Here is a 14939-nt window from a genome sequence, read left to right as displayed (position 1 = left end):
AGTTGGGGGCTCTCCCCCTGCGAGAGTAGGACGTTGCCAGGCAAATGAACGATCAGCTGATGCTGGTCGTTTTTTATTTTTATAGAACCGTAAGGTTCAAAAAGGATTGCATAAGAATTTATGAAGAAATGAATTTAAAAGGCAAATACCTGAATGGGGAGGAACGAGAAGAAACAGGAACGAAGGCTAAGACCGCCCCGTCCTGTGGCAACGCCTTCATGACCTGCGCCCTGCAGGCCTAGCGAAGGAGAGAGGACCGGAGTGTACTCTGTACATGAGGACCACAACGACTGAAGCTGACAAAGAGATTCGAAGTTCATCGCCGTTCTGAGTAGAACACGGAAGTTAAGCTGGCGCGACGAGGGTAGTTGGGGTAAGTAAGGAACTTCTGCTAAAGTCGGCCACGTCCTGTGGCCAACGCAGAAGTCAGCACATCGTGTGCAAGTCCTGCAAGAGTAGGACATTGCCAGGCAAATGAACGATCAGCTGAGAAGCTGGTCATTTTTTTTATGCGCATTTTTTATAATTATTAATAAAATACATATCAAAAACCTTAAAAATGAGATGAAGAAGCTATTTTTTTTAGTGATAGTGAAAGTAAGGATTCTTGCCCTGGCTTTTCTTATACTTATATTTAAAAAGAAGGGTAAAGTTGAAGGAAAAAATTTGCCTGTTTTGACAATTAATTTCGTGAAATTAAAAATAATTTGACCGATTTTAAATTTATTTAGCCAATTACCAATTAATTTAGCCAAATGCTTTTTAAGTTTGAAATATTTTTTAATGCATCGTTCATGTCAGCACCTCGAAGTAAGGATAGGCCGCAACAGGTTTCAATCCCATTATTTCGGGTAATTAGATGATAAGAGAAAATAAAAGGCAGCAGACAGATATTAAAATACATAAAATATGGAGAAGATAGGAACATAACAACCAGAAAAAACTGAGACGGAATAGTTGCAAAAAAAGTATGTAGATGTATAATATTAGTCAAATATAGTCAAAGTCAGATTGGGGGGGGAGATGGTGAGAAACATATCTGATATTATTGAAAATTATTTGAAACAGATATTGGATATGAGTGAGAAGGAAATACTGGAAATTAAACGGAGTGAGGTAGCCGATAAATTTCAGTGCGTTCCTTCTCAAATTAACTATGTAATTAATACCCGTTTCACAGTGGAACGGGGGTATATGGTAGAGAGCAAACGAGGCGGCGGCGGTTATATCAGGATTATGAAAGTTAAGTCCTATGATTACGCTGAATTAATTGATCAGCTGCTTTCTATTATTGGAAATCGGGTCGCTCAATCAAGTGCTGAAGATGTGATAATCAGGCTGATAAGCGAAGAAATCATTAGCGAAAGAGAAGCAAAAATCATGATGAGCGTAATGGATCGGTCGGTTATTTATCTGGAATTGCCACAGCGAGACGAACTAAGGGCAAGGATATTAAAAGCGATGCTTACAGCTCTAAAATATAAATAGATCTGCAGAGGTGATTTTTTTGATTTGCCAAGAATGCAACAAGAGACCGGCAACCCTGCATTTTACGAAGATAGTAAACGGGGAGAAAACCGAAGTCCACATTTGCGAAAAATGTGCTCAGGAAAAAGGCGAAATGTTTATGTTCAATGGGGGAGGAAGTTTTTCAATTAATAATTTGCTGGCTGGTTTGTTAAATATGGAGCCGGTCTTTCAGCATACAAACCCCAGTACGATAGCAAAGAGCCAGGAAGCCCAATGTCCTGGGTGCAATATGACTTTCAGTGAGTTTACCCAGGCTGGGAAATTTGGTTGTGCCCAATGTTATGAAACTTTCAAAGACAATTTAAATCCTGTGTTAAAAAGGCTTCATAGTGGAAACACAGCCCATATCGGAAAAATTCCGGAAAGACTCGGAGGAGGCATACACCTTCGTAAGAAAATGGATGATCTCAAACAATTACTAAAGGATGCTATTGACCAGGAAGAGTTTGAGAAAGCTGCAGAACTACGTGATGAACTACGTTCCCTCGAGAAATCCATAAAAGAGGGTCATGAAGGGGGCAACCATTCATGAGTGTTGAGGATTTTATCAAGCAAGCCATGAGTTCCTGGATGAATGAAGAGGGACCAGACTCTGATATTGTTCTAAGTTCAAGAGTTCGGCTGGCACGAAACTTCAGAGACTATAAATTTCCTGCCATATTGGCCCATGAAGAAGCGCAGGAAATCATCGGGCTTATAAAAGCAAGGCTGGAAAATGAAGATGCACCGGAAGTTGGAGGTCTGGAACTCCTCAACATGAATACTTTACAGCCCTTAGAAAAAAGAGTTCTTGTTGAGAAACACGCAATAAGCCCTCATCTGGCTGAAGAATCACCGTATGGTGCTTGCCTTTTATCTACAGATGAGAAGGTCAGCATTATGATCAATGAGGAGGACCATATTAGAATTCAATGCTTGCTGTCTGGCCTGCAGCTCCCAGAAGCTCTGCAAATGGCAAATAGGATGGACGATTGGATTGAAAAGCGGGTAGATTATGCATTTGACGAAGATTGTGGTTATTTGACTAGCTGTCCTACCAATGTTGGAACAGGTTTACGTGCATCCGTAATGATGCATTTGCCAGGTCTAGTGCTTACCCATCAGATGAACCGCATTATACCTGCCATTAACCAGCTGGGTCTCGTTGTAAGAGGTATTTACGGCGAAGGAAGCGAAGCGTTAGGCAATATTTTTCAGGTATCCAATCAAATTACACTTGGCAAGCCCGAAGAGGATATCGTTGAGGATTTAACAAGTGTCGTTCAGCAAATAATTGCTCAAGAAAGGTCAGCCAGGGAAGCATTAGTTAAAACATCCAACATACAATTAGAAGATAGGGTATATCGTTCTTTTGGAATTTTAACGAACGCACGGACGATAGAAACAAAAGAAGCCGCGAAATGCTTATCTGATTTAAGGCTGGGTATTGATTTGGGCTATATCAAAAATGTATCCAAAAATATTCTCAGTGAGTTAATTATTTTTACACAGCCCGGTTTTCTTCAACAGTATGCCGGTGGGGCACTGAGGCCATATGAACGAGATGTTCGCCGTGCCACGTTAATTCGTGAGCGCTTAAATCTAGATATAAATGAAAAATAAGCAAGGAGGAACTATACTATGATGTTTGGCCGTTTTACTGAGAGAGCTCAGAAAGTATTAGCATTAGCCCAGGAAGAAGCAATCCGTCTAGGTCATAATAATATCGGTACAGAACATATCTTGCTCGGCTTAGTTCGAGAGGGCGAAGGCATTGCCGCAAAGGCTCTTTACGCGCTGGGATTAGGTGCTGATAAAATCCAAAAAGAAGTGGAAAATTTGATTGGGCGCGGACAGGATACTGCCCAAACTATTCATTATACCCCGAGGGCTAAAAAGGTGATCGAGCTGTCTATGGATGAAGCGAGAAAGTTAGGCCATTCATATGTCGGCACCGAGCATGTTCTTTTAGGACTCATCCGTGAGGGAGAAGGCGTAGCAGCCAGAGTGCTTAATAACCTGGGTGTTAGTCTAAATAAAGCGAGACAGCAAGTGCTGCAGCTGCTTGGCAGCAATGAAGCAGGAGGGCATCAAGGAAATTCATCGGCTGCTGCAAGTACACCTACACTCGACAGCCTCGCCCGTGATTTAACTGCTATTGCACGCGAAGGAAGTCTTGACCCTGTTATCGGAAGAAGCAAGGAGATCCAACGTGTTATTGAAGTTCTAAGCCGACGTACAAAAAATAATCCGGTTTTGATTGGGGAACCGGGTGTTGGTAAAACTGCCATCGCTGAAGGCTTGGCACAGCAAATCATCAATAATGAGGTACCTGAAATTCTTCGTGATAAGCGGGTAATGACGCTAGATATGGGCACAGTTGTAGCAGGTACAAAATATCGCGGCGAATTTGAAGACCGTTTGAAAAAGGTAATGGATGAAATCCGGCAAGCAGGCAACATTATTTTATTCATTGATGAGCTCCATACACTGATTGGAGCCGGCGGAGCAGAAGGTGCTATTGATGCGTCTAACATTTTAAAGCCGTCTCTCGCACGCGGTGAGCTTCAATGTATCGGCGCGACTACTTTGGATGAATATAGAAAATACATTGAAAAGGATGCTGCGTTAGAGCGTCGTTTCCAGCCTATCCGAGTGGATGAGCCAACCGTTGAGGAATCTATTCAAATCCTTCAAGGTTTGCGCGACAGATATGAGGCACACCACCGCGTTTCTATCACTGATGAGGCAATTGAGGCAGCGGTTAAACTTTCTGACCGGTATATTTCTGACCGTTTCCTTCCAGATAAAGCTATTGATTTAATTGATGAAGCCGGTTCAAAAGTGCGCCTGCGTTCTTATACAACACCTCCAAACTTAAAGGAACTTGAGTTGAAGCTGGAGGAAGTTCGTAAGGAAAAGGATGCATCCGTACAAAGCCAGGAATTTGAAAAAGCAGCTTCTTTACGTGATACGGAGCAGCGCCTACGAGAACAGTTAGAAGAAACAAAAAAAACCTGGAAAGAAAAGCAGGGACAGGAAAACAGCGAAGTGACAGTTGACGATATTGCCAATGTTGTGTCCAGCTGGACTGGTGTACCTGTAACCCGACTTGCCCAAACAGAAACAGATAAGCTGTTAAATATGGAAGAGCTGCTGCACTCCCGTGTTATTGGCCAGGAAGAAGCGGTAAAGGCAGTAGCAAAAGCTGTACGCCGAGCAAGAGCAGGTCTGAAAGATCCTAAACGCCCTATTGGTTCATTTATCTTCCTTGGACCAACCGGTGTAGGTAAGACAGAGCTTGCCCGTGCGCTTGCAGAATCAATTTTTGGTGATGAAGATGCGATGATTCGGATTGATATGTCCGAATATATGGAGAAGCATTCAACTTCCCGTTTAGTTGGTTCCCCTCCAGGATATGTGGGTTATGATGAGGGTGGACAATTGACTGAAAAAGTTAGAAGAAAGCCATATTCTGTTGTGCTGCTTGACGAAATTGAAAAAGCACACCCAGATGTATTCAATATCCTCCTTCAGGTATTGGAGGATGGAAGACTGACTGATTCAAAGGGACGCACAGTGGACTTCCGTAACACGCTTTTGATCATGACATCAAACGTTGGTGCCGATGTACTCAAGCGCAATAAATATGTAGGCTTCAATATTCAAGATGAGAGCCAGGATTATAAGGATATGAAAGGGAAAGTAATTGAGGAATTGAAAAAGGCTTTCCGCCCTGAATTCCTGAACCGGATTGACGAAACAATTGTATTCCACTCTCTTGAAAAGAAACATCTTAAAGATATCGTAACGCTGCTTTCAGAGCAGTTGACAAAACGACTAAAAGAGCAGGATATTTACCTGGAGCTTTCCGATGCGGCAAAAGAAAAAATTGTAGAGGAAGGGGTCGACCTGGAATATGGTGCCCGTCCGCTGCGCCGTGCGCTTCAAAAGCACATTGAAGATCACCTTTCTGAAGAGCTTCTGAGAGGAAATATCCAAAAAGGACAGAATGTATTAGTTGATGTTGAGGATGGAAACTTTAAGGCTAGGCCGGTGCAAGAGTCCTCTGTAGCTAAATAAAATAATATTTTTGCAAAAGAGGCGCCCAATTATCGCCTGACCCTTTCCCATCACAAATAATAAATGTTCGGATCACCGGCTTTGATTTTATTACTGATGGAGGGGTTAGGCCCTGTTCAATGGGGCAGCCTCTTTTTTTGTTTCCAAAGCAGGAAGGATTAAAGGATGAAAATGTTTAATTAACTTTACATCAGGTATTTCAAATGGACAAAAAGAGGTAGAAATAATGGTAAAAAAGAAGACGAGTTTTGTTTGTCAATCATGCGGCTATGAATCTGCCAAATGGATGGGGAAATGTCCAGGCTGTGGTGAATGGAATAAGATGGTTGAAGAGGTGGAGATTGTAAAGTCTGCTAGAAGGGGAGCATTTACACACTCAGATGCTGCGTCCGGAACCAGTGTCCGTCAGAAAGCGGAACCTATCACAAAAGTAAAAGCCTCACAGGAACCCCGTATCAAAACTGATTTACGGGAGCTAAACCGGGCGCTTGGTGGAGGTATTGTACCGGGTTCACTTGTTTTAATCGGCGGTGATCCTGGAATTGGAAAGTCGACCCTTCTGCTCCAGGTTTCTTCTCAGCTTGCAGGAAAAGAACAGAAGGTACTTTATATCTCAGGTGAGGAATCAGTTAAACAAACGAAGTTAAGAGCAGATCGTCTCGGAGTTGCATCTGATCTTTTATACGTGTTTTCGGAGACGGATATGGATTTTATCCAGCAGGGTATAGATGAGGTCCAGCCGGATTTAGTAATCATTGATTCTATCCAAACCGTGTTTCAATCTGAAGTAACCTCCGCTCCGGGCAGTGTTTCCCAAGTACGTGAATGTACAGCTACTCTTATGCGAATAGCAAAAACACGAGGGATTGCTATCTTTATCGTGGGCCATGTGACAAAGGAAGGGGCTATCGCTGGACCGAGGCTTCTTGAGCATATGGTGGATACAGTTCTTTATTTTGAAGGTGAAAGGCATCATACGTACCGGATCTTACGGGCAGTGAAAAATCGGTTTGGGTCAACGAATGAAATGGGTATTTTCGAAATGAAGGAAGGCGGTTTGGAAGAGGTAGAAAATCCGTCAGAAATTTTCCTCGAGGAACGATCGCAAGGCGCTGCTGGTTCAACAGTTGTCGCCTCCATGGAAGGAACTCGGCCAGTCCTCGTTGAGATCCAGGCATTGATTTCCCCGACAAGCTTTGGCAATCCGAGGAGAATGGCCACTGGAATTGACCATAATCGGGTGCCTTTGCTAATGGCTGTGCTGGAAAAACGGGTCGGCCTTTTACTTCAAAACCAGGATGCCTATTTAAAGGTTGCAGGTGGAGTAAAGCTTGATGAACCGGCGATTGATTTAGCGGTGGCTGTCAGCATCGCTTCAAGCTTCCGCGACAAACCCACACGACAGACAGATTGTATTATTGGTGAGGTTGGTTTAACCGGAGAGGTCAGAAGGGTATCAAGAATCGAACAGCGGGTGCAGGAGGCTGTCAAGCTTGGCTTTGAACGGGTTATCCTCCCCGCAAACAATCTTGGTGGCTGGACGGCACCGAAAGGCGTTGAAATCATAGGAGTCTCAACTGTGTCGGAAGCACTTCGGCATGCTTTGGGAGGGTAAATATGACCGATAAAAAAATTTATGAAAAAAAGAAGTCTGATATTTTGCAGATGGTTGCCCCCGGAAGTCCTTTAAGGGAAGGAATTGATAATGTTCTTAGAGCGAATACAGGCGGGCTGATTGTGGTGGGCTATAATGAACGGGTTAAAGCTATCGTTGACGGGGGTTTTACTATTTCCTGTTCATGCACACCAAACACCTTATATGAGCTGGCAAAGATGGATGGGGCCATTATTTTAAATGAAAACGGCGAAAAAATAATCCTTGCTAATGCTCAGCTCGCTCCTGATACAACCATTCCTTCAATAGAGACGGGGATGCGGCACAGAACAGCGGAACGAGTAGCGAAGGAAACAAAAGCCCTGGTCATTGCAATATCACAGAGAAGAAATGTGATCACGCTCTACCAGGGTAATTTTAGATATGCCTTACAGGATATTGCTGTGATTCTGGCAAAGGCCAACCTGGCGATTCAAACCCTTGAAAAATATAAATCTGTATTGAATCAAAGCATTATAGAATTAGGGCTTCTAGAGTTTGAAGAACTGGTGACATATACAGATTTGCTAAAGGTTTTTCATCGTTATACCATGGTTTTGCGGATAAAAGGAGAGTTGATCTCTTATTTGAATGAGCTGGGAACGGAAGGGCGTTTGATTCGTCTTCAAATGAATGAAATGCTGGCTGATCTGGAGGAGGAAGGAAGCCTGATTATTAAGGATTATGCTTTTGAAAAGTCCATCAATACGCAGGAAGTTATTGTTCGCCTTCAGGAACTTTCACAGCAGGAAATGCTGGATGATAATATTGTAATGAAAATACTTGGATATAACGGGTACATACATTTGGATGAGAGCATTATGCCGCGCGGTTACCGGATTCTTCATAAAATACCCCGCCTTCCCGGACTAATTATCGAAAACCTTGTTCTCCAATTTAACAATTTAACCAATGTGATAGATGCTTCCGTTGAAGAACTTGACGAAGTAGAAGGCATTGGGGAAGTACGAGCCCGCAAAATAAAGGAAGGCTTAAGACAGCTAAAAAACCAGCTGCTGGCAGAAACTAAAATGTAACCTATCTCCCCCTCTTATTCTCGTTTTTGAAGGGTATTCCTTTTCCAATCTTTTGGTAAAAGTTGCGGTGTAAAAATTTTGACACTCGAAATTATGGGTGCTAGGCTTAGAATAAACAGCTTTAATGAGTTAGAGCACCCTCTATTTTTATTCAGAGATTATCTGAAGTCATTCCCTTAGTTGCTGTAAAAAAAGGGACTCCTAAACAGGCGGGAAATAACAATATTGAAAAGTGTTATATAAAGCAAGGTAAAACAACTGGATACAGCTAATAAGAAATATAAAAACATAGGGAAATCGGGTTTCATTTTAATTTATTTGTTTATAATGATTAAAAGGAGGTGAAAGGATGTTAAAACGCATTATACAGGCATGCTTTTTAATTACGGGTGGAACACTCGGTATTTTTCTAATTCCAGAAGTACTAACATTAGTCCATGCAGATGATATTGCATTTATAAACAATCCTTATGTAACTGGTATTTTGGGCGCAATTATATTTTATCTTTTGACTTTTTGGGCAGTGGAACATGTCGAGCACTTTATTAAATGGATAGAAGAACTTTTGGTTAAAGCGCCGATAACGGATATCATTTTTGGAAGTCTCGGTTTAATGGTCGGTTTATTTGCCGCTTTCCTTGTCGGGTTTGCTTTAAACGCGATTGAGGTGCCAATATTAAACACTGTTGCTCCAATTTTGCTGACATTGCTATTCGGATATCTCGGTTACCAGGTAGGCTTCAAGAAACGGGACGAGCTTTTATCTCTTTTCTCGAAAAATGCTAAAAAGAAAAGCACTGATTCTGAAGAAGTATCAGAGACGAACAGTTCAAAGATCAAAATACTTGATACAAGTGTAATTATTGACGGCAGAATTGCGGATATCTGCCAGACCGGTTTCCTGGAGGGAACGATTGTTATCCCGCAATTTGTATTGGCGGAACTTCAGCATATTGCAGATTCATCCGATGCATTAAAACGAAATCGAGGCCGCAGAGGGCTGGATATTTTAAACCGAATCCAAAAGGAATTGGCTGTTAAGGTGGAAATGTATGAAGGAGATTTTGAAGATATCCAGGAGGTAGACAGCAAGCTTGTCAAACTTGCAAAAATCTCAAATGGGATATTGGTGACGAATGATTTTAACCTGAATAAGGTGTGCGAATTCCAAAATGTTGCAGTTTTGAACATCAACGATCTTGCAAATGCGGTCAAGCCGGTCGTCCTGCCGGGAGAAGAAATGAGTGTTCAGGTGATTAAAGATGGAAAAGAACAGAATCAGGGCGTTGCTTATCTTGACGATGGCACCATGATCGTTGTAGAAGGCGGACGTGATCATATTGGGAAACGCATAGATGTGCTGGTTACTAGTGTGCTCCAGACCTCTGCAGGCCGAATGATCTTCGCTAAACCGAAACTTTTGGAAAAAGCGCTATAAAGAAAGGGTTTGAGACCACGAGCCCTATGTGTAAAAAAAGGTGGAGAGAATCGTATATGCTTTATGAAGTGATCATCCCTGCAGCCGGACAGGGGAAAAGAATGAAGGCTGGCAGGAATAAGCTTTTCATCGAGATCTCCAATGTGCCCATTATTGTTTATACACTACGGATATTTGAGGCGGATCCTAATTGCCGGGGGATTATTCTTACCATTAACCCGGAGGAAAAGCCAATCTTTCAATCCATAATTGATACGTATCAGCTGGGAAAGGAGATAAAGCTCGTTCCAGGTGGACAAGAACGTCAGCAAAGCGTGCGGAATGGGCTCCATAATGTTTCAGGCACGGAGCTCGTGCTTGTTCATGATGGAGCCAGGCCTTTCATTGAAAGGGCTTTAATAGCGGACCTTACAGAGGCCGCATATGAGCATGGCAGTGCTATTCCAGCAGTTCCAGTGAAAGATACGATCAAAAAAGCAACAAATAACACGGTAGAGGAAACCGTAGAGCGTTCTAGCTTGTGGGCTGTTCAAACCCCACAGGCTTTTCGCTTTTCTATTCTCAAACGGGCACATGAGGAAGCGGAAAAGGAAGGCTATCTTGGGACAGATGATGCCAGCCTTGTAGAAATAATAGGTGAAAAGGTTGTTATTGTAGAAGGTGATTATGATAATATCAAAATTACAACACAGGAGGATCTGTACTTTGCAGAAGCTATTCTCCTTAAAAATAAACGGCAACAAAGAGAAAAGGAGTGAGTCATCATGTTTCGGATTGGCCAGGGGTTTGATGTACATCAATTTGCAGAAGGCCGCCCTTTAATTATCGGGGGAATTACCATTCCTTATGAAAAAGGGCTTTTAGGGCACTCTGACGCAGATGTATTATTGCATACAATAGCAGATGCTTGCCTTGGAGCAATTGGGGCTGGGGATATTGGCAAGCATTTTCCCGATACGGATCCCGAATTCAAGGATGCTGACTCTGCAAAATTGCTTGAGCATGTATGGAAGCTTGTGAGAGAGCAGGGGTATGTACTGGGGAATATCGATTGTACTATCATCGCCCAAGCTCCTAAAATGGCACCCCATATAGAAAAAATGAAAAAACGAATTTCCGGGTTGCTCAAAGCTTCAGAGGGGCAAATTAACGTTAAGGCAACCACAACGGAAAAGCTGGGTTTTACCGGCAGGGGTGAGGGAATTGCTGCCCAGGCTACTGTGCTGCTCGTGAAAGAGGGCTAGTACAACAATCCTTTATTCTATTGCCTTTCGGTGATAAAATGTACGATAGTAATAAAGACCAGAGAGTAGCTTAGGAGGATCACTACATGAACAGTGAAATTCGTGTTCGTTATGCACCAAGTCCTACAGGACATTTACATATTGGAAATGCAAGGACGGCATTATTCAACTATTTATTTGCACGCAACAAAGGCGGTAAGTTTATTATCCGGATTGAGGATACTGACTTAAAACGAAATATCGCAGGTGGAGAGGAAAGCCAGCTTACCTATTTAAAGTGGCTTGGCATCGATTGGGATGAAAGCGTGGATGTCGGTGGTGAATACGGTCCTTATCGCCAATCGGAGCGAAATGATATTTATGAAAAACTCTATAATGAGCTGCTTGAAAAAGGGCTTGCGTATAAATGCTACTGTACGGAAGAAGAGCTTGAAGCGGAGCGCGAAGCTCAGATGGCAAAGAACGAAACCCCACAGTACTCAGGGAAATGCCGTCATTTAACTGCTGAAGACCGGGCAAGGTTGGAAGAGGAAGGGCGAAAGCCAAGCATCCGGTTTGTTGTACCGGCAGGAAAAACCTATCAGTTCAAGGATATGGTCAAGGAAGAGGTTTCCTTTGAATCTGACGGTATCGGTGATTTTGTTATCGTGAAAAAAGATGGGATTCCTACCTACAACTTTGCTGTAGCAGTCGATGACCACCTAATGAAGATTTCCCATGTGCTTCGTGGGGATGACCATATTTCCAACACGCCAAAGCAGTTAATGATTTATGAGGCATTTGGGTGGGAACCGCCAATTTTCGGTCATATGACACTGATTGTCAATGAAAGCCGGAAAAAGTTAAGTAAGCGGGATGAATCAATTATTCAGTTTATCGAACAATATGAAGAACTGGGCTACGTTCCGGAAGCACTGTTTAATTTTATTGCTCTCTTGGGATGGTCTCCTGCCGGAGAGGAAGAAATCTTTTCAAAGGAAGAGTTCATTAATATTTTTGATGCTGATCGATTGTCAAAATCGCCTGCGCTCTTTGACCAGCAAAAGCTGGCCTGGATGAATAACCAGTATGTAAAGCAGCTTGAGCTGGACCGTGCTGTGGAGATAGCTCTGCCTCACTTGGTTAAGGCAGGCCGGGTTCCTGAAAACATGGATCCTCAAAAAATGGAATGGGTCCGCAGTTTGATTGCTCTTTACCAAGAACAAATGAGCTACGGAGCAGAGATCGTCGGGCTATCCGAATTATTTTTCAGGGATGAACTGGAATATGAAGAAGAAGCAAAAGAAATTCTTTCTGAGGAGCAAGTACCAGAAGTGATGCGCTCCTTCCTTAAGGAAATTGGGAACCTTGAAGAATTTACTGACGAAGAAATCAAGAAAGCTATTAAGGCAGTGCAAAAAAGCACAGGACAAAAGGGTAAAAAGCTGTTCATGCCAATCCGGGCAGCAGCAACTGGACAGACTCATGGACCGGACTTGCCCAAGGCTATTTCCCTTCTGGGTAAAGAAAAAATCGTACAGCGCTTAAATGCAATTTCAAGTTAACATTTTCAGGAAAGTATAATATAGTATAAATTAAACTTATATCTTGAATGCGTTGATGGGGAGAAGTAAGAAAACGAGCCTTTTAGAGAGAACCACAATTTGCTGAAAGTGGTTTAAGTCCCTCGTTACTGAAATGCACCTCTGAGCCTTTAGCTGAAATGCTCTTGCTGGAGTAGGCTAAGGCGGCACCCGCCGTTACCGGGTTAAGTTGGGAATAAATAGTTTTGTTAACCGGGTTTACCACCGGATTGGCATAGCCGGACATTTCAAACAGAGTGGAACCGCGCCGATAAGCGTCTCTGTCATTTTGCAGAGGCGTTTTTTTGTTGCCATTATTCTTTTATACCTACTAAAAAAAGATACCCGGAGGGGGAGAATGCAATGTTTAAAATGTTAAAGGAAGATATCGAAGTTGTCTTCGATCAAGACCCTGCAGCCCGCAGCTATCTAGAAGTGATTTTGACATATTCCGGTTTGCACGCGATTTGGAGCCATCGGCTTGCCCATGCATTCTATAAGCGGAAGCTTTTTTTCCTGGCAAGGGCCATTTCCCAGATTAGCCGCTTTTTTACCGGAATTGAAATTCACCCAGGTGCTACAATTGGCCGCCGCTTTTTTATCGACCATGGAATGGGTGTTGTTATTGGGGAGACATGTGAAATTGGTGATAATGTTACGGTATTCCAGGGCGTTACATTAGGCGGAACCGGAAAGGAAAAAGGGAAACGTCATCCGACTATCAAAGATAATGTCCTTATTGCTACAGGGGCCAAGGTATTAGGTTCCATTACAGTTGGGGAAAATTCAAAAGTAGGGGCTGGTTCGGTAGTCTTAAAGGAAGTGCCGGCCAATTCGACTGTTGTTGGAATTCCAGGCAAAGTTGTAATCAGGGATGGAGTAAAAGTAGGAAAAGATTTAAATCATTGCGATCTTCCGGATCCAACCGCAGACAGATTCAGGGTCTTGGAAACAGAAATCGCTTTATTAAAAAAGGAATTAGAAAAGGTAAAAATAGAAAGGGGCCATAAAGTTGGCAATTAAATTGTTTAATACGTTAACCAGACAAAAAGAAGAATTTACACCTTTAGAAGAAGGAAAGGTAAAAATGTATGTCTGCGGCCCGACAGTCTATAATTATATTCATATAGGAAATGCTAGGCCTGCAATCGTCTATGATACAGTGCGAAGGTACCTGGAATACCGAGGTTACGAAGTAAAATATGTATCTAATTTTACTGATGTCGATGATAAGTTAATCCGTGCGGCTAAAGAGCTGGGCGAGGATGTGCCGTCTATTTCAAAAAGGTTTATCGAAGCATATTTTGAAGATGTTGGAGCACTTGGCTGCAAACGGGCAGATACCCACCCGACAGTTATGGAAAATATGGATATAATTATTGAATTTATTACAGCTTTGATTGAAAAAGGGTTTGCCTATGAATCTGAAGGGGATGTATATTACAGAACCCGTAAATTCGATGAATATGGCAAGCTTTCACATCAATCCATTGATGAGCTGAGAGTGGGCGCGAGAATTGAAGTTGGTGAAAAGAAACAGGATGCTCTTGACTTCGCTCTATGGAAAGCGGCTAAAGATGGTGAAATTTCGTGGAATAGCCCTTGGGGCCAAGGCCGTCCGGGCTGGCATATAGAATGCTCTGCAATGGTACGGAAATATCTTGGAGACACGATTGATATCCATGCAGGCGGCCAGGATTTAACGTTCCCGCACCATGAGAATGAAATTGCCCAATCAGAAGCTTTAACAGGCAAAATGTTCGCGAAATATTGGATGCATAACGGGTATATTAATATAGATAATGAAAAAATGTCTAAGTCCCTGGGCAACTTTGTCCTCGTACATGACATAATTAAAAAGCATGATCCGCAGATTTTACGTTTCTTTATGCTTTCTGTCCATTACAGACATCCAATTAACTACAGTGAAGATTTACTGGAAGATATAAAAGCAGCGCTGGATAGGATTAAAACATCATACCAAAATTTACAGCACCGTCTCGAGGTGAGCGCTGGTTTAACGGATTCAAAACAGGAATGGCTTGAGAAAATTGATAAGCTGCATCATGATTTTATTACAGCTATGGATGACGACTTTAATACGGCCAACGCCATTTCCGTCTTATTTGAGTTATCGAAGCAGGCTAATTATTATTTGATGGAAAAAAATACGGAAAAAGAAGTCATCGAGGCTTTTATTAAGGAGTTTGAGGGTCTTTTCAGCGTACTGGGACTAAGCCTTGAACCTGAGGAACTATTGGATTCAGATATTGAAGCCCTCATCCAAAAGCGGATACAGGCCAGAAAAGACCGTAATTTTCAGCTGTCAGATGAAATCCGCGACCAATTGAAAGCCATGAATATCATCCTTGAAGATACACCGCAGGGTACACGCTGGAAAAGAGGATAACG

The 14939-nt window shown here is 42.5% G+C and carries 12 protein-coding genes and 1 other annotated feature; all 12 genes read left to right on the top strand.

Going from position 1 to position 14939, the window contains the following annotated elements; genetic code table 11:
- Positions 1-1026: 1026 nt before the first annotated feature.
- The 12 genes from D0469_RS11925 (at position 1027) to cysS (ending at position 14937) form a co-directional block, all read left to right on the top strand.
- A complete protein-coding gene (locus tag D0469_RS11925) occupies positions 1027-1488 on the top strand; it encodes a CtsR family transcriptional regulator (RefSeq protein ID WP_117326968.1) in 462 nt (153 codons plus the stop codon).
- A 133-nt stretch (positions 1489-1621) separates the two neighbouring features.
- Complete coding sequence (locus tag D0469_RS11920; protein WP_325048951.1) at positions 1622-2062, top strand: UvrB/UvrC motif-containing protein; 441 nt, start codon at positions 1622-1624, stop codon at positions 2060-2062.
- Positions 2059-3132: a protein arginine kinase gene (locus D0469_RS11915; protein WP_117326965.1), complete on the top strand. Its 1074-nt coding sequence runs from the start codon at positions 2059-2061 to the stop codon at positions 3130-3132. Before D0469_RS11920 ends, D0469_RS11915 begins: the two co-directional genes overlap by 4 nt.
- An 18-nt stretch (positions 3133-3150) precedes the next feature.
- Positions 3151-5592 (top strand): ATP-dependent protease ATP-binding subunit ClpC, encoded by a 2442-nt coding sequence (clpC, locus tag D0469_RS11910; protein WP_117326964.1) that lies wholly within the window; start codon positions 3151-3153, stop codon positions 5590-5592.
- 226 nt (positions 5593-5818) lie between these two features.
- Positions 5819-7207, top strand: coding sequence for a DNA repair protein RadA (radA, locus tag D0469_RS11905; protein WP_117326963.1), 1389 nt, complete (start codon positions 5819-5821; stop codon positions 7205-7207).
- Between the two features lie 2 nt (positions 7208-7209).
- Positions 7210-8283 carry a DNA integrity scanning diadenylate cyclase DisA gene (gene disA / locus D0469_RS11900; RefSeq protein WP_117326962.1) on the top strand — a complete coding sequence of 358 codons (1074 nt, stop codon included), beginning with the start codon at positions 7210-7212 and terminating at the stop codon, positions 8281-8283.
- 349 nt (positions 8284-8632) lie between these two features.
- Positions 8633-9721 carry a PIN/TRAM domain-containing protein gene (locus D0469_RS11895; protein ID WP_117326961.1) on the top strand — a complete coding sequence of 363 codons (1089 nt, stop codon included), beginning with the start codon at positions 8633-8635 and terminating at the stop codon, positions 9719-9721.
- 56 nt (positions 9722-9777) lie between these two features.
- Positions 9778-10479 carry a 2-C-methyl-D-erythritol 4-phosphate cytidylyltransferase gene (gene ispD, locus D0469_RS11890; RefSeq protein WP_117326960.1) on the top strand — a complete coding sequence of 234 codons (702 nt, stop codon included), beginning with the start codon at positions 9778-9780 and terminating at the stop codon, positions 10477-10479.
- A gap of 6 nt (positions 10480-10485) precedes the next feature.
- Positions 10486-10965, top strand: a complete 480-nt coding sequence (gene ispF, locus D0469_RS11885; protein ID WP_117326959.1) for a 2-C-methyl-D-erythritol 2,4-cyclodiphosphate synthase — start codon at positions 10486-10488, stop codon at positions 10963-10965.
- Between the two features lie 86 nt (positions 10966-11051).
- A complete protein-coding gene (gene gltX / locus D0469_RS11880) occupies positions 11052-12509 on the top strand; it encodes a glutamate--tRNA ligase (RefSeq protein ID WP_117326958.1) in 1458 nt (485 codons plus the stop codon).
- A gap of 43 nt (positions 12510-12552) precedes the next feature.
- Positions 12553-12813 (top strand) — a binding site (T-box leader).
- A gap of 77 nt (positions 12814-12890) precedes the next feature.
- Positions 12891-13550, top strand: a complete 660-nt coding sequence (gene cysE / locus D0469_RS11875; RefSeq protein WP_117326957.1) for a serine O-acetyltransferase — start codon at positions 12891-12893, stop codon at positions 13548-13550.
- Positions 13540-14937, top strand: coding sequence for a cysteine--tRNA ligase (gene cysS / locus D0469_RS11870; protein ID WP_117326956.1), 1398 nt, complete (start codon positions 13540-13542; stop codon positions 14935-14937). The genes cysE and cysS overlap by 11 nt, the downstream gene beginning before the upstream one ends.
- Positions 14938-14939: the final 2 nt, after the last annotated feature.

The sequence above is a fragment of the Peribacillus saganii genome, assembly GCF_003429095.1.
In the GTDB taxonomy this organism is placed as follows: Bacteria; Bacillota; Bacilli; order Bacillales; family DSM-1321; genus Peribacillus; species Peribacillus saganii.
Note: the sequence above shows the minus strand (reverse complement) of the source record. Positions and strands in the feature narration are given on the sequence as shown.